The sequence below is a fragment of the Rhodococcus sp. KBW08 genome (assembly GCF_003852455.1).
GTDB classification, from domain to species: Bacteria; Actinomycetota; Actinomycetes; order Mycobacteriales; family Mycobacteriaceae; genus Rhodococcus_F; species Rhodococcus_F baikonurensis.
This window is the reverse complement of sequence record NZ_QAJJ01000010.1, coordinates 25,863-48,180: the sequence shown is the minus strand read 5'-3', so window position 1 is coordinate 48,180 and position 22,318 is coordinate 25,863. Positions and strand designations below refer to the sequence as shown.

The window sequence follows — 22,318 nt, the reverse complement described above, 5'->3', positions numbered from 1 at the left end:
GACACCGTTCAGTGGATCTCGGGAATCAGCCCAGAGCGCGCAGGCGCGGCGCCAGGTCACGCTCGAACAGTTCGAGGAACCGGCGCTGATCATGGCCGGGTGCGTGGAACACCAGGTGATTGAGACCGGCGTCGACGTAGGCCTTGACCTGCTCGACGGCGTCGTCGGGATCGGAAGCGACGATCCAGCGCTTGGCCACCTGCTCGATGGGCAGAGCGTCGGCAGCTGCTTCCATTTCGATCGGGTCCTCGATGCTGTGCTTCTGCTCCGGCGTCAGGGACAGCGGAGCCCAGAAACGCGTGTTCTCGAGTGCGGCCTCCGGGTCGGTGTCGTAGCTGATCTTGATCTCGATCATCTTGTCGATGTCGGCGACGTCGCGCTCGGCCTTCGCAGCGCCCTCGGCTACGGCGGGAAGCAGTTTCTCGGTGTAGAGCTCCATGCCCTTTCCGGAGGTGCATATGAAGCCGTCGCCGGCGCGTCCCGCGTACCGGGCGACAACGGGTCCACCGGCCGCGATGTACACGGGAATCCCACCCTCGGGAACGTCGTAGATCGAGGCGCCACGAGTGGTGAAGTACTCGCCTTCGAAGTCGACACGATCGCCCAGCCACAGCTCACGCATCAGCCGCACGGACTCACGCAGGCGCGCGAAGCGTTCCTTGAACTCGGGCCATTCGCCCTGGAAGCCTGTCGCGATCTCGTTGAGAGCCTCACCGCTGCCGACGCCGAGCATGATGCGCCCCGGGTAGAGGCATCCCATAGTCGCGAACGCCTGAGCGATGACCGCCGGGTTGTAGCGGAACGTCGGCGTCATCACGGACGTGCCGATCTGCACGCGCTCGGTGCGCTCACCGACGGCCGTCATCCAGGCGAGTGAGAAGGGCGCGTGTCCACCGTTGTGTCGCCACGGCTGGAAATGATCGCTCACCGCAACGGAATCCATTCCGTGCTGCTCTGCCAGAACTGCCAGCTCTACCAGTTCGCGAGGGCCGAATTGCTCAGCCGATGCCTTGTATCCGAGCTTGAGTTCCTGCGCCACCGTGCACTCCCTTGTCGTCTGTTTCGTTAACTTCTCTGACGTGCTTCTCGTTCTTTGCAGACTATCCAGACACCGCTCGGACTTCTCTGCCTATCTCAGCGAGCGAGGCTGGTAACCACCGTTGCCACGCCGGCTGCGACGGCAACCCCGGCCAATGCCAGTGCAAACAGCCACAATGCGTGCGGTTCCGGCATCGCCGCTCCGTCCTCGAGCGCCTTCTTCACCTGTAGCCAGCGTCGCATACCCACGAGGGCGGCCGCCGCGGCGAGAGCGATCAGCGTCAGACCGAGAGTCGTACGAACCCACCCGGTACTCCATTCCGGCACCAACTGGACGACGGCAATGCCGCCCGCCAGCAAGGCGAGTGAGCTACGCATCCAGGCGAGGAAGGTGCGCTCACTGGCGAGTGTGAAGCGCTCGTCCGGGCGGTTCGGTTCGCTCATGCGTGCTCGCCTCCGTGGGGTGCCACCAGATCCGGGTCCTGACGCCAGTCGTAGACGACCTCGGTGCGCAGAACGATGTCCTGCAACGATCGTCGTCGTCGATCGACCGCCGACCACAGCAATCCGAAGGCGAAGAGCACGCAGAGCACCGCTCGGATGAAGGCCAACGGCCAACGGACCAGCCGGTGACCCGACGTGATCACCCGAAGCCCCATCACGAGGGAGCCGACGGTCCGGCCGGTGGTCGCCCAACAGGTGGTCAGATACGCCACCGAGACACCGAGAAATGCCGTCGTGGACAGGAAGATTCCCGGTTCCGAGAACGTGAAACTCTGCGGCGAGAAGAGCAGTCGGACGAAGGCGAAGCCCACGTACACGGAACCCATCAGGAGCAGGACGACGCCCAGGTCGATCAGTCCGGCGAGTCCACGGGTGACGATGCCGGCCGGGCCGGAACTCTCCTGGGCCACTAGCGTTCGCCTGCGTTCGTCTTCGGATCGGTCTCTGGTGCCGGCTTTTCTGGTGACGGCTTTTCTGGTGACGGTGCGTTGTCGCGGCCGAACAGGCGGCCGACGAACCCGGCGACAGCGTCGTCCGCCTGCATGCCCTGCACGCGCGCCCCGTGCACGGCCTCGGTGGAGAGTGAACCGGTCGATTCACGAATCATCTGGGGGAGGTCGACACCCTCGATGACCTGGTCGGCGATCTTGACGAGGTCGATGCGGTTGACCTGGCGTTCGAGGTCGACCGTGTCGACTATGCCGTCGAGGTCGAGGCGGTCGATCACAGCTTTGACGTCGAGGCGGCTTGCGATCTCGTCCACGTCGACCCGGTCGATGATCGGTTCGAGCGAGACCCGTTCGGCAATCTTGTCCACGTCGATGTTCTCGGCGATCTTGTCGATGTCGACGTGGTCGACGACGATTTTCGTGATGTCGACTTCGGCCAGAGCAGCGTCGACGACAGCTTTGATCACCGTCCTCAACGTGGAATCGGCAAATTCCGCCGTCGAGCGGATCGCGCCAGTGCCGCGAGTGGTGACCTGGGTGATCGCGTCGTCGAGGGTGCCACCGACTACGGGGATCCGCTGCACCGAATCAAGGGCGAGACCAGCCGTTCTGCGCGCCGCACCGGCCGTGATCGCAGCCAGCCCGAAGGCCAGCCGAATCACGTCGGATTCGGGGTGGTGCGACTGCGATCCCACGCAATTGTCTCCATCTTCTTATACGACTGTTACCCGGACATTCGTCACTCCTCTTCGCATTGTGCCACTGTTGGAAGGCACAAATACGCTGTCCGGCTTGCGCCTGGGGGGAAATATGAAGACACGTCGTTTCACGGTTCGGCTGACGATGGCGGTGGCCATGGCCGCCGGCTTTCTCGGCCTCAGCGCACCGACCGCGAGCGCGGATTCCGTGGTCAGTCGCATCGACGTCTACTCCCCGTCGATGGACCGCTGGATCGCCAACGACGTGATTTCCCCGGCCGGAGGTGGCCCCGCGCCGACCTTCTATCTGTTGACCGGCGTCGGCGGCGGCGAGGACGGAATCTCGTGGTTCAACAACACCGGAGTTCGTGACTTCTTCGACGACAAGCACGTCAACGTGGTCATGCCGGTCGGCGGCAAGTTCAGCATGTACACCGATTGGAACGCCGACGATCCGGTGCTCGGCCGCAACAAATGGCAGACGTACCTCACCAAGGAACTACCGGCGGCGGTCAACGCTCGGTACAACACGACCGGCGTCAACGCTCTGGGCGGTGTGTCGATGGCGGGTGGACCGGTTCTGGACCTCGCGATCCAGTCGCCGGGCACCTACCGCGCCGTCGGCTCGTACAGTGGCTGTCCGCGCGCCGGCGACCCGCTCGGTCAGGCAGCGGTGCGCTCGATGGTCGAGATACTCGGCGGCGGCAACGCAGCCAACATGTGGGGTCCGTGGGGTAGCCCGCAGTGGGCTGCGCACGACCCGCTGATCAACGCCGAGAAACTGCGCGGGACAGCGTTGTTCATCTCCACCGGCAATGGCCTTCCCGGCCCGGTGGACGGAATCAATTCACTGGCCATGGCTGCCGGCGTCGTTCCCGGCGCTGTGCTCGAAGGCATCACCAACATGTGCACCGCCGCTCTGCAAGGTCGATTCGGCCAGCTCGGCATTCCCGCGACGTTCAGCTTCCGACCCGAGGGCACCCACACCTGGGGGCTCTTCGAAGCCGACATGCGTGCGTCGTGGCCGATGATCGCCGGCGCTATCGGGGCGTGAGCTTCGCCGCCTTCATCGCAGGCCGTGGCCTCAGGTGAGACTGCGCGCCCAGTCCCGCATACCGGCGGGGCCGGTGCCAGTGGCGTATTCAGCGAACAACCTTCGCGATTCGTCACGGCGAATTCCGCCGAGCACTTCACGCGGCTTACAGAAAAACGGAAGCTCCACGGGCGGCGCCCAAAGCTCCACGAGTTCCTTTGCACCGTCGTTCGGGGATTCGAGAGCGAACCACACCCGGGTCACACCGAGCGTGATCGCCGCACCCATGCACATCAGACATGGTTCGAGATTGACCGCCAAGGTCAATTCTCCTGACGCTCGAGTGAACCCGAGAGCCTCGTCGGCCTGCAAGATCGCTTGAAGGTCCGCATGGACTACCCGTCGGCGTAGTGCCCGTTCTTGCGTATACGCCCGCCCGAGCACACGGTCGTCGTCGAACACGACTGCGCCGATCGGCATCTCCCCGAGCTCCATGCCCTCACGCGCTACGTCGAGAGCAAGCGCAAGCGCATCTCGAGGTGAAAACATCATTCGACACTAATGGACCAGGCGAGCTCATGCTGCGAGTAGTGCGGGTAGTCCCCATTCCTTGGCCAGCAGCTCGTACGAGCGCAGGCGATCCTCGTGCCGGTAGGTCACCCCGGTGATCACCAATTCGTCCGCCCCGGTGAGCTTCTGCAAACTCTCGAGCCTGTCGGCGACGGTGGTGGGTGAACCGACGAACTGCGTGATCAGCCGATCCTCCACCACTGCTTTGTCGGCATCGGAAAGTGGGAGCGCCGTCGCCGGATCGGGATACGGTATTGCCCCGTGCCCGCTGCGGATGCTGTGTGTCCAGTGTCCGAACGTCGACGCCAACTCTCTCGCCGTCGCATCGTCTTCCGCAGCAACAACATCAGCGGACACGACCACGTACGGCTCCGAGAGGACGTCCGACGGGCGGAATGCTGCGCGGTATGCCTCGACGGCATCGAGCGTACTCGACGGCGCCACATGATAATTCGCACCGAACGGCAATCCGAGCCGTCCGGCCAGCTCGGCGCTGGGGCCTGCACTGCTTCCGAACACCCACAATTCGACGTCGGCATCCTCGCCGGGACTGGCGTGCAAGTCGATGCCGTCACGGGTGCGGTGAGTGCCGTTCAGGAGTGAAAGTATGTCGTCGACCTGCTGCTCGAAATCGGGCGCCTGCGCTCCCGGAAAGGCCAGCGCCTCGAACGACGCCTGCAAGCGCGGTGACGTGAGTAGCCCGGTCGGATCGAAGGGCGCCGGGATCACGACGCCCTCACGCACGACCGCCTCCCGCTTCGATTCTGCCGGGGCAGGCGTTCCGGCAGCGACGGCGCGAAGTGCCTCCACCCGACGCTGTCCGCTGCGCCCGATACCGAGATCGATACGACCCGGATACAACGCTTCGACGGTACCGAAGGCCTCGACTACCTGAGCTGCCGTGTTGTTGCCCAGCAGCACGGCGGCCGAGCCGACGCGAATGGTGTTGGTCGCGGCCGCAATCAGTCCGACAAGCACGGCCGGTGACGAGCTCGCTACGCCGACGAAGTGGTGTTCGGCGACCCAGTAACGCTTGTATCCCCACGCTTCGGCAGAACGAGCGAGGTCCAACGAGTTCCGCAAGGCCTGGCGGGCCGTTCCGCCCTCACTGATCGGCGAGAGGTCGAGTACGGACAGCGGCGCGCTCACCTCGGTGCGCTTCCATCGCGGGTACTCGGGGTCTTCTCGCCGGCTTCCACCGCGAACGGCAAACGATTCTCGGCGGGAGCGACGGGGCACGTCGCGTAATCGGTGAAGGCGCAGGGCAGGTTCGACGCCCGGTTGAAATCGAGGACTACCGCGCCACCGGGCTCCGGTGCGCTCACGTGCAGCGAGCGTGCGGCCGGGTAGGTGGACACACCACTGGTCGCATCGGTGAACAGGATGTGAAAGCCGTTGTCCTTGCCCGCGAACGCAATCAGCGTGTGCGTTTCACCGTCGTGTTCGAAGCCGATGGTTCCCCTGGCGTCGTGATGATGCTCGAGGCGATCGACGACCGCGCCCGTCGTGACCGTGCGAGCCTCCTCGAAAGCAGTGAAGACACCGTCGATGCGCCACTGCGGATTCGGCTCGAACGTCGGAATGCCACTGAACCGTGCCAATGCCGGGGCGGACGAATCATGAATCCGCAGTGCCACCTCACCGGTGCGGCGGATGACCTCGACCAGCCGTGCACCCTGCTTGACGATCAGTCCCGGTGCACCCTCGATCGGATTCAGAGTGGCTGAACCGTCCACTGCGACACCGTCGATCGAGAGGTCGTCAGCCGGTGTCGCGGTGACGACAACGGCATTCGCGTCGGCGCGCCATGCACCCGGCAGATCCGCGAAGGTGGAATCGGTGTCCACCAGCCAGTGCAACGCAGTCAGGCTCAGCCAGCCGAGTGGTTCACTGAAGGTGGCGTCGCGCGAGGCATGCCAAACATTCCAATCGCCGGTGAAGGTGCTGGTGGACGTGTCGGTAACGGTCATGATGCGCGGACTCCTTCAGCCTGCTCGTGCGGGTGGCGCAGTCCGAGATGGCTGCGCAAGGTGGTTCCTGAGTATTCGGTGCGGAAACTGCCGCGGTCCTGCAGTTCCGGTACGACCGTGTCGATGAACTCGTCGAGGCCACCGGGGGTGAGGTGGGGAACGAGGATGAATCCGTCGCTCGCGTCGCCCTGGACGTAGCTGTCGATCTCGGCAGCCACCTCGGCGGGACTGCCCACGAACTGTTGGCGGGCAGTCACTTCGATGATGAGTTCACGGATGCTGAGGTTTTCGGCCTCCGCCTTCGCACGCCACTGATCGGCAACCGCTCGCGGATCCTTGACGTGCCGGACGCGGCCGCGGGTGATGTTGACGTCGTCCGACGGATCTTCCTTCGGCAAGGGGCCGTCGGCGTCGTACTGCGAAAGGTCTCTGCCCCAGACCTGTTCGAGAAAAGCGATGGCAGTCTGGGGCCCGACCTGCTGCCGACGGATGTGATACGCCTTCTCCTGTGCGTCCGCGGCGTTGTCACCGAGGACGAAGGTGGCAGCGGGGAGAATCTTGAGGTCTGCGTGCGTGCGTCCGTACTTGGCCAGGCGCCCCTTCACGTCCGCGTAGAAGGCTTTGCCTGCTTCGAGCGTTCCGTGTCCGGTGAAGATGGCGTCCGCCTTGGCCGCGCCGAACTCGCGTCCTTCGTCGGAGTCTCCTGCCTGCAACAGAACTGGGTGCCCCTGTGGAATCCGAGGAACCTCGAAGCGTCCGGCGATGTCGAACTGCTTACCGGAGTGTTGGAACTGACCGACCTGCTGGTCGGTGGCAAAAATTCCGCGTTCACGGTCGATGATCGGACGATCGATGCTCCAACTGTCCCAGAGCGTCCGCACTGCGTCGACCAACTCGTTGGCTCGTGCATACCGCTCGGCATGCTCCAGATACCCACCGCGGCGGAAGTTCTCGCCGGTGAATGCATCCGAGGAGGTCACCAGGTTCCAGGCGGCGCGGCCGCCGGAGAGATGATCGAGCGTCGAGAACTGCTTGGCCAACTCGTACGGCTCGTTGAACGTGGTGTTGATCGTCCCGGCCAGGCCGAGATGCGTTGTCACTCCGGCAACCGCGTTGAGAATACTGAAAGTGTCGGGGCGACCGACCACGTCGAGGTCGTGAATCTTGCCCTGATGCTCGCGTAGGCGCAAACCCTCTGCGAGGAAGAAGAAGTCGAACAATCCGCGTTCGGCACTGCGTGCGAGATGCTCGAAGGAGCTGAACTCGATCTGGCTCTTGGACGCCGGATCGGTCCACACCGTGGTGTTGTTCACGCCGGGGAAGTGAGCGCCCAGATGAACGTGCTTGCGAATCCTGTTCTGTGTCATCGGTGTTCCTGTTCTTTTCTCGCGCTACGCGAACTGATTGACGGGCAACTCGAAGCCCAACCGCTCGCGCAGCGTGGGGGCGATACTCGGTCGCGGATTGAGAGTTGGCACCACGTCCGTCACAATCTTTTCCACTGCGGCGGCCAGTGCCAGCGGGCGCAGAACTACTCCGTCGATCCCGGCAAGCCCACCGATCTCGCGCAGCAGCGCAGTCAAACCCGCGCTGTCACCGCGATAGAACAGCGAGTGCGGGGTGTACGGTGCTCCCGCCCATTCCTCGAGTTCGGCCAAGGCGTCGTCGGCCGCTCCGCGGTCGGCGCCGAGAAGAACGTCGACATCGAGGAGAACCCTGACGCTTCGCCCGAGGGCAGCCGCACTCGAATGGACCAGCTTGGCCGTGGCTTTCGCCTCACCGAGGTCGGTTGCCGAGATCCGAATCAGATCTCCGCGCGCAACAGCGAGGTCGCGAGCCTCCGGTCGACTCGCGTCGACGGCGATCAGTGGCTGCCCCTGCGGGGAGCGCGGTGTGATGGACGGACCCTTGACGGAAAAGTTCTTTCCCTCGAAATCGATGTAGTGCAGCTTGTCGCGATCGATGAATCGTCCGCTCGCCGCGTCACGTATCTCGGCGTCGTCCTCCCAGCTGTCCCACAGCCGGCTGACCACCTCGATCGCCTCGGAAACTTCTTCCCACGCGGACTCCGGAGCCTGCACCGCCTTCCGGCCGAACAATGCTGCCTGCTCGGCGGTGTCGGACACCGCGACCTGCCAGCCGGCCCGCCCCGCAGAGGAGTAGTCGATACTCGCGACGGCCTTGGAGATGTGAAACGGTTCGGTGTGTGTGACCGTCGCCGTGGGGATCAGGCCGATACGCGAGGTCACAGCACTGAGCCGCGCTGCAGTCGCCACCGCCTCCAACCTGCCCCGCACGGCGTGCCGGCCCTCGGATTGCAGTCCGAAAGAATCCGGGAGGAATGCCAGGTCCACGCCACCCCGATCCGCGGCGGTCACCAGGTCCACCCAGTACGACGGCGTGAACAGATCTTCGGCGCGTGAGTCCTCGCGCCGCCAGGAGTACGGATGAGCGCCGGTGCCCTCGAATTCGAGGCCGACCAGGAATGCTCCGGAACTACGCTCGGACATGTTCGGCCTTTCGTGTCGAATGATCCCGCCCGGGGATCGCGTCGAGAAGTGTGCGGGTGTACTCGTTTCGCGGATTGTCGAAAATCTCGGTGGTAGTGCCGATTTCGAGCAATCTCCCGGCCTGCATGACGCCGACGACGTCGCTGATCTGGCGAACTACCGCCAGATCGTGGGAGATGAAGAGGTAGGTCAGGCCCAGTTCTCGCTGCAACTCGTCGAGTAGAGCCAGAATCTGCGCTTGCACCGAGACGTCGAGAGCGGATACCGGTTCGTCGAGAACGAGCAGGTCCGGCTTCAGCGCGAGCGCGCGGGCGATCGCCACTCGTTGACGCTGACCGCCCGAGAGTTCGGCAGGCTTGCGACTGAGGAACTGCTCGGGAAGTGCAACCTGATCGAGCAACTCTGCTGCACGAGTCTGCTGCTGGCTGCCTCCACCAACCTTGAAGGCCCGCAGCGGCTCCGCCACGATGTCCTGGACGGACAATTTCGGGTCGAGCGATGCATAAGGGTTCTGGTACACGAGCTGGATCTTTCGACGCAGCTCGCGCAAGTCGCTGCCCTTGACCTTCGTGATGTCGTGGCCGTCGAAGGAGATGGTGCCGGCATCCGGCTGTTCCAATCGCACGGCGATGCGCGCCGTGGTCGACTTGCCCGAGCCCGACTCCCCCACCAGCGACACGGTCTGTCCCCGCGGAACAGTCAGCGACACTTCGTTCACCGCGGTGATCGAACTCCCGCGTCCGACGTTGAACCGCTTGGTGATTCCGGTCAACGTCAACAGCGGGCTCGTGTCCTGGCGGACCGGGCGATCGACCGGTCCCGAGGACAGGCTCGGAGCCGAGTTGAGAAGTTTCTTCGTGTACTCGTGTCGCGGGTTGTCCAGAATATCTGCGGTACGGCCGGATTCGACGATTCTGCCGCCCTGCATGACCAGGATCCGGTCCGCACGATCTGCGGCCACTCCCAGGTCGTGCGTGATCAGGAGCACGGCGGCACCGGATTCGGCGATCCGCTCGTCGAGATGGTCGAGAATACGTCGTTGAACCGTGACGTCGAGAGCACTGGTCGGCTCGTCGGCGATGATGAGGGCCGGGTTCGCGACAAGCGCGATGCCGATCAGAACTCGTTGCCGCATACCGCCGGACAGCTCGTGTGGGTACTGGCGTGCTCGGATCTCCGGTCGGTCGATACCCGCGCGCTCGAGCACCTCGACGGCGTCCAACCGCGCTTTGCGACGGTCGGCGAGGCCGTGGATCCGCAGGACTTCGGCAACCTGGTCGCCGATCCGCGTTACAGGGTTAAGCGAAGTCGTCGGATCCTGCGGCACCAAACCGACACGCGCGCCGCGGATTCGCTGCCACGCACGGTCGGAGTACGAGTCGATTCGTTCACCTTCGAACTCGACGGTCCCGCCGGTGACGTGACCGCTGCCGGCGAGCAGACCCAATATCGCGTGGGCCGTGGTCGACTTACCCGAACCCGATTCCCCGACCACCGCAACTACTTCACCACGGCCGACTGTGAAGCTCACGCCGGATACCGCGGGCTCGTTGCCGTAGGAGATCTGTAGGTCGGTGACGGAAAGCAACTGATCCTCGGTCGTGCTCATCGTCGGTTGTTCCTTTCGATCTCGTGGCCGATTCGGTGTGCCGAGATGACCACGGCGACAATCGCGAGACCGGGAAGTGTTGTCATCCACCAGGCATTGGCGAGGAAATTGCGTCCCTCGGATACCAGCGATCCCCATTCGGGGGTAGGTGGAACGGCGCCGAATCCCAAGAAGCTCAGTGCCGACACGGCAAGCACAGCCTGCCCGAACTCGACTGCGGACAGCGCGACCACGGGCGCGTAGGAGTTGGGCAGCACATGCCGACGCAGGACACCGAGCCACTGCACACCCGAGCTGAACGCGGCCTCGACGTACTGAGCGCCGCGCACCCGCATCACTTCGGCACGCATCACTCGCGCAAAGTTCGCGACCATGCTGACACCGACCGCGATGGCGACGTTGATGGTGCCGAACCCGAGTGCGGTGACAAGGGCCAACGAGAGCAGCAGTGCCGGAATGGACAGCAGCACGTCGACGATGCGCATCAGCACGGCGTCGACGACGCCACCGACAAAGCCCGCGAGCAATCCGATTATCGATCCCGCCACCAATGCGATTCCGACCGCCACCAAGGTTGCGGTCAGGGACAGCGCGGCGCCGTGCACGAACCGTGTGTACAGGTCACGTCCGAGATTGTCGGTTCCGAACCAGTGAGCCAGGCTCGGGCCCTGCAGTTTGTCCGCCGGGACACCGGACAACGGATCGCCGCTGGCGAAAAATCCGGGTGCGACGGCAAAGCCTATGGCAAGCAACACGATCAACACCGGAATCACCAAGCCGGGCTTTCGGATCCAGCCGATCGCCGTGGACTTTCGGCGCGAAACAACAGGTGCCTTCGCCTCGACGCTCGGATCGAGGAGTAGGGGTTCGATCAATGTGTCAGACATGAGCCGGCTCCAGATCGGTCGAGCTTTCGGTATTCGACTTTTCGGTGTGACTCTTCTTCGTCTGGATGATCCGTGGATCTATCAAGGGGTAGAAGAGGTCGACCGCGAGGTTGACGAGCACGAACACGAGAGAGGCGAACACGACGACTCCCTGCACCACCGGGATGTCCTGCGCCATCACCGACGTCTGTGTCAGACGGCCGACGCCCGCGCGAGAGAACACCGTTTCCACGACCACCGAGCCCGCCAGCAGCGTGCCGACCAGCACACCGGCAATGGTGAATGCCGGAATGCTCGCCAGTCGCAACGCGTGACGGGTCTGCACGCGCCACCGGCTCGCGCCCTTGGCGTACGCAGTCTCCACATGCGGCGAACGTAGCGTCGACTGCAGGCTGGTCGTGAGCACCTGCGCGATCACCGCGCCGGTCGGGATCGCCAAGGTGATCGCCGGAAGAATCACCGTTGCGAAACCTTTGTCGCCGAATGCCGGGAAGATGTGCAGACGGAACGAGAACAGCTGCAGAAGAATCAGGCCAACCCAGAAGGTAGGCACCGCCACACCCAGCGGCGGCAGCGAGAACAACAGGTTCGCGAGCCACCGCTTGCGGGTGTAGGTAGCGAAGAATGCGATCGCCACTCCGAACAACACGGCCAGAACCAAAGCGGTGGTTGCCAGCACCAGAGTGCTGGGCAGCGCCGAGAAGATGGCATCCGTCACCGACTGGCCGGTGGAGATGGACGTACCGAAATCACCGCGAAGAGCGTTTGTCAGCGATGTCCAGTACTGCACCCACACCGACTGGTCCAAGCCGTACCGTGCCCGAAGCTGATCGAGGGCAGCCTGATCCACTGCAACACCCTGACCGGACGAGTCGGCAGCCATGCTGACCGGATCGCTCGGCAAGAGAAACAGAATCACGAACGAGATGGTGAAGGCGGCCCACAGAACCACTGCGGCCTGGCCCAGTCGGGTGAGTACGTATCGAGTCATGATTACTTACCCGACAACCATGCGTCGTAGAACTGCAGTCGTGAGGAGGCTTCGAAGTTCAGGTCCTGCACACTCGATCCGGCGCCGATAGCCTGCGAGAGCTCGATGGTCGGAATGGAGAGTCCACGGTCGAGGATCAATTCCTGTGCGGTGGATACCAGTTCACCGCGTTGGCCGTTGTCCGTGGCTGCAAGCTGGTCTGTGAGTACCTTGTCGAGCTCCGGATCTGCGCCGCGGCGGTTCAGGTTGCGACCCTCGGTGCTGAACGATGCCCGCAGGATGTCGGCATCCGCGCGAGTGCTGTTGTAGTACAGCGAATCGTAATCACCCGACACCCCCTTCTCGGTCCATTCACCGTTCGAGACCAGGTTGAGCTGCAAGTCGACGCCGACCTTCTTGAGCTGCTGCTGTACGAGCTCGAGGATGGCCTGGTTACCCGAGAACACCGGACTGAAGGTGACGCTGAAAGTGAGCTTCTGCCCGTCCTTCTCGCGGATACCGTCGCTGCCGGTCTTCCAACCGGCCGCGTCGAGGAGCTTCGCCGACTTGTCGGCGTCGTACGTCACGACACTGGATTCGTCGCTGTAGAGCGGAGTGGTGTGAGCCAACGGGCTCGTGGCCGGGAAGAACGACGGATCCAGAACGGTATCGACGAGTTCTTGGCGGTTGATCGCGGGGATGATGGCCTGGCGAACAGCCTGATCGGCGAGAACGCCGCGACTGACGTTGGGCTGGAAGAAGAAGCTCACACCCGGGTTCGGCCTTGTGAGGATTCGTCCACCGGCGCCCTCGATCTGCGGCGCATCCTGTGGAAGCGCATCGCTGACCGCATCGAGCTGGCCGGAGGCCACGCTGCCTGCCCGCACACCGGATTCGGGGACCACCGTGAAGTCGACGCCGTCGAGGTAGGCCTCGCCCTGATGCGCGACCGCGTCCGACGCCCAGTTGTATCCCGCACGCTTGGCGATCTTGACGCTCTTGTCCTGCTGCCAGTCGGTGTAGACGAACGGGCCGGACGCGATCACCGCTGCACCGGGGCAACGCTGCTCGGAAGCCAGCGCGGTGGTGGAATCTGCGAGGATCCCGAGCTGCGGCGTCGAAGTTGCTTGCAGGAACTGAACATTGGGTCCGGAGAAATTGATCTTCGCCGTGTGGGCATCTACGACGTCGGTACCGGTGTACGCGGACAGGTAACTCTTCGCCAACGACGCGTTCGGTCCGAGATTCTTGACCGAGTCGAAGGTCTTCTTCACCGAATCCGCCGTCACCGGGGTGCCGTCGCTGAAGGTGGCGTCGTCGCGAAGAACGAACGTGAAGCTCGCGGCGTCGGGGCTGATCTCCCAACTCTTGGCGAGCCACGGGGTGATTTCTCCGGTGTCGGGATTTTGATCGGTCAGCGAATCCACCACGGTCCGAGTGACATACACGGTCTGGTTACTGCCGGCCTGGGCCGGATCGGCGCAGGTCGGCGCCTGTGACAGTCCGTAGCGAAGGGTTCCGCCGGACTGCGCGGGACCCGCGTCGGCCGCGCTGTCACTTCCGTTGCTGCTGCAACCGGCGAGGACGGTGCCGAGAACCGTGACAGCACCGATACCGGCGATGACGGTCGCGCGTTTACGGGCACCGAATGAGGGCGAAGACACCAAGAACTCCTAAAGAGGCATGCCGAAGAGCGCACCCGCCGCCTGAGACGAAAAAGGCGATCGAGCACGAATCACTTGTGAGAGAGAAGAAAACAGACTTGTCGACGACTCGCCTGAGTGTGAATGACTGACCGAGGTCAGTTGGTACAGAAAGATCCCGCGGTGCGGCACAGGTCTACGTGACGACGCGACCAGGCGGTATCGAAACCGCCTTCGACTGCCTTCATTTCGTGTTCCTCCATCGGTCCTGGCGGTAGCACCCGCACCCGATCACTCGGGGGGTTGCTGCGACTTCAATGAGCCAGGTCTCTCGGTCGCTCTGGATGGTCGTTCGCAAGTGTACGAGGTCAAACCCGGGTGTTGTCAACCCGGTCGGTAGGAATTGCTGCTCGAGTCACATTTTCGAGCACCCGAAGCTGCTTCTCGAACGGGTGGACGCCCACTTCTTCGGGCGAGAGCGAAGCGTCGTAAAGCGGTGTGTATCCACTGGACAGATACAGCGCGACGGCCTCCGGTTGCCGAGGACCCGTCGTGAGGAACACCCGGCTGTACCCGCGAAGCTCGATCTCTCGTTCCAACTCACGAACGACGGCCTTGCCGAGGCCACGCTGCCGATAGTCGACCGACGTCCAGATTCTCTTCAGTTCCGCAGTGGTCGAATCGAATTGACGAAACGCACCGCCGGCGATCGGCAGGCCGTCGTGGGTGAGCACCAACAGCGCTCCCTGTGGGTATGCAAATTCTTCTGCCGGATACGTCGTGAGATCCTCGAGCATCGCTTCGCGAGTCCCGCCGTAACGCGAACTGTATTCGAGGGCCAACTCCGCGATCAGTGGAGCTGCCAAAGGGTCGTCCTGCGAGACCGAGTAGACCTCTACCGCGCCGATACCCGCGAGCTGCCGAGTCCCGAGCTCCAGTGCCACAACACTTTCCTCCATGAATCTGGTCAACGCTCCCCCAGCCGAAAAACTTCCGGAGCGAGAGTGGTTCCGTCGACAAGGTCCGATACGAGTTCACCCAAGGCCGGACCGAATTTGAATCCATGCCCCGAGAATCCCGCTGCCACCGTGACGGCACCGACTCGGTCGACGACGAAGTTACTGTCAGGTGTGCTCGTGTACAGGCACGTGATCGATTCCACCCGGGTGGAATCGACACCGGGCAACCACGACTCGGCGTACTCCACCAATCGTTGCTCTCCGGCCGAGTCAGGGGTGTAGTCGCGGGTCTGCGGAGTCACCACCGGCCCGGTCGCGTGTTCACCGATCTTGATGCCGTCCTCGGAACCGAGTCCGTAGATCCCCGCAGTCTCCAACTGCGCACCGGTGTGGTGAACGAAACTCGGCCACTCGACTCCGGGATCGAGCGGTGCGAAGTGCGCCGGTTGTTCCTGTGTCGTGCGTAGCGCCGGCAGCACGATCTCGGAACCGAGACCGCTGTCTGCGATGAGGTCCTCAGTCCACGCACCAGCGGCGATCACGACCTGACGAGCTGCGAGTGTTCCGCCGTCCGTCACCACGTCCACGCCGTACGACGCACGTGCAAGCGCCAACACCCGAACGTCGTGACGGACCTCGGCACCGGCGAACACCGCTCCCGCTTTCAGCGCGGTCACGGCTCGGTCCGCGTGCAACCGGCCCGCATCGGGGTGATGGAGCACGGTGGTGTCGAATCGCAGCCCCGGCCAGCGGGCGGACGCCTCGGCAGGAGTGAGAATCTCGCCCTTGATACCCGCCTCGAGAAGTATCTGCGCCTTGGACTGCACTGCCTGCGGCAGACCGTGATCGACGGCACCGGTCAGTTCCAGGAACCCGATGTCCGTCGTGGCCTCCAACTCCCGCCACAACGGCAGAGCGTCGGCCGCCAACCCTGTGTACAGGTGATTGTCGTACGCCTGACGGTAGATGCGCGACGTACCGTGCGACGCACCGTGCTTGTGCCCCGGCCCGAACTGTTCCAACTGAACGACGCTACGTCCGCGCGCCGCGAGCCGCCATGCGGCGGAGGACCCGACGAGTCCTCCGCCGATGACGATCACATCGAGAATCTCACTCATGGACGAGAGCTCACTTGGTCTTCGGAAGACCGGGCGGGTTGATCAGGGACGTGTCGACGGCTTCATTCGTGATGTTCCAGCGCTCGAGGATCTGCTGGTACGTGCCGTTCTCGATCGTGTGGTTGATCGCGTCGTTGATTGCCTTGATCAGGCCGTTGTCCTTCTTCACCAGCACGGCGATCTGCCCCTGCAGAGTGTCGCCTGCACCGGAGAACTCACCGACAACTTCGGTTTCACCCGACTGCTTGGCGTGGAACTGCGACGACGGGTTCGGTCCGAAGTAGGCGTCGATCCGGCCGGACTGCAGGGGCAGGTAGTAGTCGGTGGTGTTCTGGTAGTAGGAGATGTCGGTGGGCGCCAGGCCGGCCGCGACGTTCTGCTCACTCCACTTGACCAGCAGCGCTTCCTGATTGGTGCCGGAACCTACCGCGATCTTCTTGCCTGCGACATCCTTGGGTTCCTTGATGGAGATCCCGGAGCCCTTCTTGGCTTCGAAAGCGAGGGTGTCGAGTCGGTAGGTGGCGAAGTCGTACTTCTCCTTACGCTCTTCTGTGACAGTCACATTGGAGAGGAATGCGTCGGCCTCGCCGGAGTCGATGCGGACGAAGTTCTGTGCCCAGTCTGCGGTCTGCAGGTCGACCTTCAAGCCGAGAACGTCACCGATCAGGTAGGCGAAATCGGTCTCGGAGCCGATGAGGGTGGTGTCGTCGTCGGCGTAGAAGCGAAGCGGCGGAGCGGCACCGGCACTACCGGTGACTCGCAGTGTGCCGCGGTCGCGGATCGCCTGAGGAACCTCGGCGGCGATGGAATCCACCTTGTCGGTGGTGATGCGATTCTGGTCGGCTGTGAGGTTGTAACCCGCAGCGGCAGTGACCTGTCCACCGTCCGACTCGGCGTCCGCACTGCTGCACGCGGCGCTGAGCAGTCCGACTGTGGCGATAGCCGAGATCAGGAAGGTCGCGCGACGGGATGGGGAGAACATCAATTTTTCCTTTCGGGAATGTGTCTAGGTCGCGTCAGAGGACGCGGGAGAGAAAAGCCTTGGTCCGTTCGTGGACCGGGTTGTCGATCACCTGTGAAGGTGGGCCCTGTTCGACGATGACGCCGCCGTCCATGAAGACCGCGGTGTCCGCCACTTCCCGAGCAAATCCGACTTCGTGCGTGACGATCACCAAGGTGGCGCCGTCACGAGCCAGCTGAGCCAGGACTTCGAGAACCTCGCCCACCAGTTCCGGGTCGAGCGCCGACGTCGGCTCGTCGAAGAGAATGACCGCCGGCCTCAGTGCCAAAGCTCGCGCAATCGCCACGCGCTGTTGCTGACCACCGGAGAGTTGACGGGGATACTCGTCTGCCTTGTCCCCCACCCCCACTCGCTCCAACAGTGCGCGGGCCTCGCGGTACACCTCGTCACGATCACGCTTCTGGGCCGAGAGCGGCGCTTCCACCACGTTTTCCAGCGCAGTCAGGTGTGGAAACAGGTTGAAGTTCTGGAACACGAATCCGATGTGTGAACGCTGCTTCAGGATCTCGCGGTCACGCAGTTCGTGAAGCCGATTTCCCTTGCGCCGGTATCCGATCAGTTCTCCGTCGATCCGTACGGTCCCGCGGTCGACCTTCTCGAGGTGATTGAGGGTGCGCAGCAAAGTGGACTTGCCGGAACCTGACGGACCGAGAATGACAGTCACCTCGCCCTTGCGGACCAGGAGATCGACACCGGCAAGTACTTCCAGCGCGCCGAACGACTTGTGGATGCCGCGCGCTTCGACGGCGTACACCGTCTCTTCGGCCAACTCTGCGGTCATCGGGTCGCACCTCTCGGAATATCGAGACGCGCATCACGAATCTCTTCGAACTTCTTGCGCGCCTTCTGTATCGGCGTCAACGGAAGGGCACGGGCAGATCCACGGGCGTAGTGGCGCTCCACGTAGTACTGACCGATCGAGAGCAACGTCGTCAGGATGATGTACCAGATGGTGGCGACCATCAGCAGCGGCACAACTCGACCGTTGCGTCCGAAGATGACCTGCACCTGGTAGAACAGTTCGGCGATTGCCATGGTGGAGACGATGGACGTTCCCTTGAACAGTCCGATGACCTCGTTTGCCGCGTTGGGCAGGATGGCCCGCATCGCCTGAGGGAGAACGATCTTGAAGAACTGGCGACTGCGCGGAATACCGAGCGAGTGAGCAGCTTCGATCTGACCGTGATCCACCGAGATGATTCCGGAACGGATGATCTCGGCCGAGTACGCGGCCTGGTGCAGCGCCAAACCGATGACCGCTGCGGTGAATCCGCCGATCACACCACTGACCTGGAAGGTGAAGAACTCGGGCCCGAAAGGTATTCCGAGAGAAAGCGTCTGGTACAGGTACGTGATGTTGAACCAGAAGAGCAACTGCACGATGAGCGGAATGGAGCGGAAGGCCCAGATGTAGGTCCAGGCGATCACCTGCAGGACCGGGTTCTTCGACAGACGGCCGAGCGCCAGGAAAACACCGAGACCGAATCCGAGGATCGTCCCCCACAGGGTCAGTTTGATCGTCACCCACAACGCGGCGAGCACGGATTTCGCGGTGAAGTACTGCGCGAACGTCGGCCAGTCCCAGCCGGGGTTGACAACGAGTCCGTGAATGAATTGGGCAAGCAGTACCAGTACGACCGCGCTGATCACCCAGCGCAGCGGGTGCCAGGTACGAGCAACGACAAGCTCCGAGTCGGGAAGTTGCGGCTCGGCCACCGACTTTTCGGGGCGGACATCGGTGGGCGCGCTCACGGCGCACTACCTGACGGAGTGGACATCACGAATAGACCTTTCGGGAAATGGGAACGCAGCTGTGTGCTCGAGTAAATGCACTCGAGTTACGAAGACGACAGTTCGGTCAGCGACAGTGACACGAAGCCGTGCGGCACAGATCGATGTGACGGCGCCTGTGCGGAGCGTGCGAAGTGGAACCCATGTGATGCCTTCCATCGGTCCTGGCGGTAGCACCCGCTCCCGATCACTCGGGGGGTTGCTGCGACGTCGACGAGCCAGGTCTCTCGGTCGCTCTGGATGGTGAGCAAAGACTAGACGCGAATTGCCGAGTCGTCAAATGTTGTATTTCCCTGCACTGCAAGGGAAATGAAGGATCGATCAGGTTGAAATCGCACTGATTTCAACGGTGCCTAAAGCCTTGACCGCCGTGTTGAATGGAGTGTTCGAATGAAGACCGGGACCGCCGTCCGGACCGACTTCGCATCTGCCGTACCGTCTGCGGAGTGAGTGGACTCGACGCTTTCTTCATCTTGTTGGCCGGCATCGGCGCGGGCGCGATCAACGCCGTCGTCGGCAGTGGAACACTGATCACGTTCCCCACCCTGGTCGCCTTCGGCATGCCACCGGTCACCGCGACCATGTCCAACGCGGTCGGACTGGTCGCCGGCGGAGTGTCGGGCACATGGGGCTATCGGCGTGAGTTGTCCGGGCAGTGGGAACGCCTGCGCTGGCAGATTCCGGCGTCGCTCGCCGGGGCATTACTCGGCTCGTGGTTGCTCATGCATCTACCCGAAAAACTGTTCGAGACCATCGTGCCGGTGCTGTTGATCCTGGCTCTCGCACTCGTCCTCCTCCAACCACGCATCCAGGCTTGGGCGAAGAAACGTTCCACCGAGGAAACGACGCTGTCCACCACAAGGCTGATGCTCCTGACCGCGGGCACCTTTGCAGTCGGGATCTACGGCGGCTACTTCACTGCCGCGCAGGGCATCCTCCTCATCGGTGTGATGGGTGCCATCCTCCCGGAAACCCTCCAGCGCATGAACGGCGCGAAGAACCTGCTCTCACTGCTCGTCAACATCGTTGCGGCGGGGATGTACATCACCCTGGCTTTCGACCAGATCAATTGGGCAGCAGCCGGTTTGATCGCCGTCGGGTCACTCGGCGGTGGCGTTCTGGGTGCCCGCTACGGACGGCGCCTATCCCCCACCGCACTTCGCTACACGATTGTCGCCGTCGGCCTGATCGGGCTGTGGCGACTTCTCGCTTGACCGCCCACATCGGGCGGCTCCCGCACATACTGGAGACATGACCAGTACAGAAGATCAGACCGGTTGGACCTACCTCATGGACATGGACGGGGTTCTCGTCCACGAGGAGCACTTGATACCCGGAGCGGACACGTTCCTGGCAGAGCTGGCGTCGAACGACATCCCGTACATGGTGCTCACCAACAACTCCATCCGCACCCCGCGTGACCTGCGAGCACGTCTGCTCAATTCGGGTCTCGACATCCCGGAGAAGTCGATCTGGACGTCAGCGCTCGCCACCGCGACGTTCCTGGCGAACCAACGGCCGGGTGGAAGCGCCTACGTGGTCGGCGAATCGGGCCTGACCACTGCCCTGCACGATATCGGTTACGTCCTGACGGACAGTGACCCCGACTACGTCGTCCTCGGTGAGACGCGCACGTACTCGTTCGAGGCGATCACCACCGCGATTCGCCTGGTCGAGCGTGGTTCGCGGTTCATCGCCACCAACCCCGACGCGACCGGACCGTCGCGCGACGGCTCGCTGCCGGCCACCGGCTCCGTCGCCGCCCTCATCACCAAGGCAACCGGGCGCGATCCCTACTACGTCGGCAAGCCCAACGCTTTGATGATGCGGTCGGCCCTGCGGTCCATCGGCGCTCATTCGGCCAACACATTGATGATCGGTGACCGCATGGATACCGACATCGTCTGCGGCCTCGAAGCCGGACTGCAGACGATTCTGGTGATGACCGGGATCTCGACCCGCGCGTCGGTGGAGCTCTATCCCTACCGCCCGACCATCGTCCTCGAGTCGGTCGCCGATCTTGTGGGAACGACAACCAATCCATTTCGTAGCAACACAAACAATTGAGAAAATTGTCAAACAAAATGGAAAGTCAGTAATTAACTGGTAAAAAACAGTTCATTTGCCAGGATCCAACTCGTCCGGTTTGTCCAACTGGACAAACAAACGGTTTCCTTCGCAGCAAAGTTCCATACTGATAGTTATTCCCAGGTCAAAGCAGCTTTCACCTCACCGAGACGAGTGGACCACAGTCGAAAAATAAATTTCGAAAAAGTAGTAACGAATCGTTTGCCGTGGCTGATACTCATGTCTGAACGACCCATTTCGGGTCCCAGACATGAAATGAGATTTTCATGAAGAAGCAGACCAAGGGCGCGATCGCTGCTGCGGCGGCCGGCGCCCTCCTCCTCGGCGGTGCCGGCTCGCTTGCAATGTGGAGTGACAGCGAAGTTGTCGGCGGCGGCGGCGCTGTCACAGCGGGCACGTTGCAGCTCGCTCCCTGCGCCCCGGTATCCGGAACTGGATGGCAGTCCACGAACCCGACGGTGAAGCCGATTGCAGATATCACCGCATGGCGAATTGTGCCGACCGAAGTGCTCACTTTCGATTGCACAACTTCGATCACCGCAGATGGCGATCGCCTCGCCGCAACGATCGCAGCGGACACGAGCACCATCACAGCCGGCACGACGGCAGCTCCAGGAGCCACCGCGAATCAACTCAAAGACAACATCACGGCAACCACGGTGGTGACCGTAGGCGGCTCCGTAGTCACGGCCGCATCCCCACTGACCGAAGCCGACAACGGCAAACCTGTGACGGTGAAGGTGACTTTGACCTTCGCTGACGTTCAGCTTCTTGTGGCTCAGGGCGCGTCGGTCAACTTGTCGAACCTCGCCATCAAGCTGCAACAGCAAGCCATCCCGGCATAAACGATCTATGAAGGGGAGAGCTTGGGGAGCCCTTGCGGGCGCGTCGGTGATTGTGTTGATGTTCGCATCAGCGCAAGGCACCGGCGCGCTTTGGAAGTCCGCTGCCCCGATCAGCAACGACGTACTGACCGCCGGTGGTAGCACGTTTGCACTCAAGGTTGGTTCTACGGTTGCCAACGCCGCCAGCACCTACACCTGGAGCACGTTCGCGGGCTCAGCGATGACAGCAACGACGGCCGTTCAGATGCCGCTGACCATCGTGAATCCGGCTACGAACAACGCGGCACTGACATTTCGATTGGCCTCGGTGACTGCCACCAATGCAAATCCTGTTCTCGACCTCAAGATGTCGACCGTGACGAGTGCCGCGAACTGTCCGAACACCGTGAACACAGGCACTGCCCTCCCCGGAACCCAGGTCTATTCGGGAGTGGCAACAAACGCCGCATACCCGGTGCCCGCGAACCCCGGAATCTCTTTGGCCAACGGAAGTTCCACGGTCTGGTGCATGCGCGCGTCGGTCAACATGACAGGAACCACCGCGGGCGGGGTGTCGACCAAGCTCGTTTTCACCTTCACGGCAAAACAGTCGTAGGACTCGATCGAGATGACAGG

Annotated in this window: 24 protein-coding genes and 2 riboswitches; of the genes, 5 read left to right on the top strand and 19 right to left on the bottom strand. The window is 62.8% G+C overall.

The features are described 5' to 3' along the window. Window positions 1–25 precede the first annotated feature (25 nt). The 4 genes from fgd to DBV08_RS14425 all read right to left on the bottom strand — a co-directional run bounded on the left by fgd (window position 26) and on the right by DBV08_RS14425 (window position 2,686). On the bottom strand, window positions 26–1,039 hold the full coding sequence (gene fgd / locus DBV08_RS14440) for a glucose-6-phosphate dehydrogenase (coenzyme-F420) (RefSeq protein WP_003944371.1): 1,014 nt from the start codon (window positions 1,037–1,039) through the stop codon (window positions 26–28). Window positions 1,040–1,134: 95 nt separating this feature from the next. Then, on the bottom strand, window positions 1,135–1,482 hold the full coding sequence (locus DBV08_RS14435) for a YidH family protein (protein WP_003944317.1): 348 nt from the start codon (window positions 1,480–1,482) through the stop codon (window positions 1,135–1,137). Further along, on the bottom strand, window positions 1,479–1,952 hold the full coding sequence (locus tag DBV08_RS14430; protein WP_124567858.1) for an RDD family protein: 474 nt from the start codon (window positions 1,950–1,952) through the stop codon (window positions 1,479–1,481). The genes DBV08_RS14435 and DBV08_RS14430 overlap by 4 nt, the downstream gene beginning before the upstream one ends. Continuing rightward, window positions 1,952–2,686 carry a hypothetical protein gene (locus DBV08_RS14425; protein ID WP_124567857.1) on the bottom strand — a complete coding sequence of 245 codons (735 nt, stop codon included), beginning with the start codon at window positions 2,684–2,686 and terminating at the stop codon, window positions 1,952–1,954. Before DBV08_RS14425 ends, DBV08_RS14430 begins: the two co-directional genes overlap by 1 nt. 115 nt (window positions 2,687–2,801) lie before the next feature. Between DBV08_RS14425 and DBV08_RS14420 the strand changes: the two genes are divergently transcribed. Then, entirely contained in the window at window positions 2,802–3,743 is a 942-nt protein-coding gene (locus tag DBV08_RS14420; RefSeq protein WP_003944347.1) for an alpha/beta hydrolase family protein, read from the top strand. A 30-nt stretch (window positions 3,744–3,773) separates the two neighbouring features. Here the strand turns inward: DBV08_RS14420 and DBV08_RS14415 are convergent, their stop codons facing one another. The 15 genes from DBV08_RS14415 to DBV08_RS14350 all read right to left on the bottom strand — a co-directional run bounded on the left by DBV08_RS14415 (window position 3,774) and on the right by DBV08_RS14350 (window position 18,731). Continuing rightward, on the bottom strand, window positions 3,774–4,271 hold the full coding sequence (locus DBV08_RS14415; protein ID WP_260395589.1) for a nucleoside deaminase: 498 nt from the start codon (window positions 4,269–4,271) through the stop codon (window positions 3,774–3,776). Between the two features lie 27 nt (window positions 4,272–4,298). Further along, window positions 4,299–5,441, bottom strand: coding sequence for an LLM class flavin-dependent oxidoreductase (locus DBV08_RS14410; protein WP_095972395.1), 1,143 nt, complete (start codon window positions 5,439–5,441; stop codon window positions 4,299–4,301). Beyond that, window positions 5,438–6,262 carry a DUF1684 domain-containing protein gene (locus DBV08_RS14405; protein WP_124567855.1) on the bottom strand — a complete coding sequence of 275 codons (825 nt, stop codon included), beginning with the start codon at window positions 6,260–6,262 and terminating at the stop codon, window positions 5,438–5,440. Before DBV08_RS14405 ends, DBV08_RS14410 begins: the two co-directional genes overlap by 4 nt. Then, a complete protein-coding gene (locus tag DBV08_RS14400) occupies window positions 6,259–7,629 on the bottom strand; it encodes an NtaA/DmoA family FMN-dependent monooxygenase (RefSeq protein ID WP_124567854.1) in 1,371 nt (456 codons plus the stop codon). The genes DBV08_RS14405 and DBV08_RS14400 overlap by 4 nt, the downstream gene beginning before the upstream one ends. Before the next feature lie 24 nt (window positions 7,630–7,653). After that, entirely contained in the window at window positions 7,654–8,772 is a 1,119-nt protein-coding gene (locus DBV08_RS14395; protein ID WP_124567853.1) for an LLM class flavin-dependent oxidoreductase, read from the bottom strand. Next, complete coding sequence (locus DBV08_RS14390; RefSeq protein WP_124567852.1) at window positions 8,759–10,381, bottom strand: ABC transporter ATP-binding protein; 1,623 nt, start codon at window positions 10,379–10,381, stop codon at window positions 8,759–8,761. The genes DBV08_RS14395 and DBV08_RS14390 overlap by 14 nt, the downstream gene beginning before the upstream one ends. After that, window positions 10,378–11,268, bottom strand: a complete 891-nt coding sequence (locus DBV08_RS14385) for an ABC transporter permease (protein ID WP_007726838.1) — start codon at window positions 11,266–11,268, stop codon at window positions 10,378–10,380. Before DBV08_RS14385 ends, DBV08_RS14390 begins: the two co-directional genes overlap by 4 nt. After that, the gene (locus tag DBV08_RS14380) at window positions 11,261–12,259 is read right to left on the bottom strand and encodes an ABC transporter permease (RefSeq protein ID WP_003944382.1); all 999 of its coding nucleotides are present in this window, start codon (window positions 12,257–12,259) and stop codon (window positions 11,261–11,263) included. Before DBV08_RS14380 ends, DBV08_RS14385 begins: the two co-directional genes overlap by 8 nt. A 2-nt stretch (window positions 12,260–12,261) precedes the next feature. Then, complete coding sequence (locus tag DBV08_RS14375) at window positions 12,262–13,902, bottom strand: ABC transporter substrate-binding protein (protein ID WP_095972402.1); 1,641 nt, start codon at window positions 13,900–13,902, stop codon at window positions 12,262–12,264. Window positions 13,903–14,039: 137 nt separating this feature from the next. Beyond that, complete coding sequence (locus tag DBV08_RS33145; protein ID WP_310504006.1) at window positions 14,040–14,129, bottom strand: putative leader peptide; 90 nt, start codon at window positions 14,127–14,129, stop codon at window positions 14,040–14,042. Between the two features lie 8 nt (window positions 14,130–14,137). Next, window positions 14,138–14,232, bottom strand: a riboswitch (SAM riboswitch). Window positions 14,233–14,249: 17 nt separating this feature from the next. Then, window positions 14,250–14,840, bottom strand: coding sequence for a GNAT family N-acetyltransferase (locus DBV08_RS14370; protein WP_185564629.1), 591 nt, complete (start codon window positions 14,838–14,840; stop codon window positions 14,250–14,252). An 8-nt stretch (window positions 14,841–14,848) separates the two neighbouring features. Then, a complete protein-coding gene (locus DBV08_RS14365) occupies window positions 14,849–15,958 on the bottom strand; it encodes an FAD-dependent oxidoreductase (protein ID WP_124567850.1) in 1,110 nt (369 codons plus the stop codon). Window positions 15,959–15,968: 10 nt separating this feature from the next. Next, entirely contained in the window at window positions 15,969–16,940 is a 972-nt protein-coding gene (locus DBV08_RS14360) for an ABC transporter substrate-binding protein (RefSeq protein WP_095972404.1), read from the bottom strand. 34 nt (window positions 16,941–16,974) lie between these two features. Then, on the bottom strand, window positions 16,975–17,760 hold the full coding sequence (locus DBV08_RS14355; protein WP_050655070.1) for an amino acid ABC transporter ATP-binding protein: 786 nt from the start codon (window positions 17,758–17,760) through the stop codon (window positions 16,975–16,977). Then, window positions 17,757–18,731 (bottom strand): amino acid ABC transporter permease, encoded by a 975-nt coding sequence (locus tag DBV08_RS14350; RefSeq protein ID WP_095972405.1) that lies wholly within the window; start codon window positions 18,729–18,731, stop codon window positions 17,757–17,759. Before DBV08_RS14350 ends, DBV08_RS14355 begins: the two co-directional genes overlap by 4 nt. 191 nt (window positions 18,732–18,922) lie before the next feature. Continuing rightward, a riboswitch (SAM riboswitch) is annotated at window positions 18,923–19,017 on the bottom strand. Between the two features lie 199 nt (window positions 19,018–19,216). Here DBV08_RS14350 and DBV08_RS14340 point away from each other — a divergent pair. The 4 genes from DBV08_RS14340 (at window position 19,217) to DBV08_RS14325 (ending at window position 22,298) form a co-directional block, all read left to right on the top strand. Then, the gene (locus DBV08_RS14340; protein ID WP_124567849.1) at window positions 19,217–19,984 is read left to right on the top strand and encodes a sulfite exporter TauE/SafE family protein; all 768 of its coding nucleotides are present in this window, start codon (window positions 19,217–19,219) and stop codon (window positions 19,982–19,984) included. A gap of 37 nt (window positions 19,985–20,021) precedes the next feature. Next, the gene (locus tag DBV08_RS14335) at window positions 20,022–20,837 is read left to right on the top strand and encodes an HAD-IIA family hydrolase (protein WP_124567848.1); all 816 of its coding nucleotides are present in this window, start codon (window positions 20,022–20,024) and stop codon (window positions 20,835–20,837) included. Window positions 20,838–21,124: 287 nt separating this feature from the next. After that, window positions 21,125–21,703, top strand: coding sequence for an alternate-type signal peptide domain-containing protein (locus DBV08_RS14330; protein WP_095972408.1), 579 nt, complete (start codon window positions 21,125–21,127; stop codon window positions 21,701–21,703). Window positions 21,704–21,710: 7 nt separating this feature from the next. Then, the gene (locus tag DBV08_RS14325) at window positions 21,711–22,298 is read left to right on the top strand and encodes a hypothetical protein (RefSeq protein ID WP_124567847.1); all 588 of its coding nucleotides are present in this window, start codon (window positions 21,711–21,713) and stop codon (window positions 22,296–22,298) included. The last annotated feature ends 20 nt before the right edge of the window (window positions 22,299–22,318 follow it).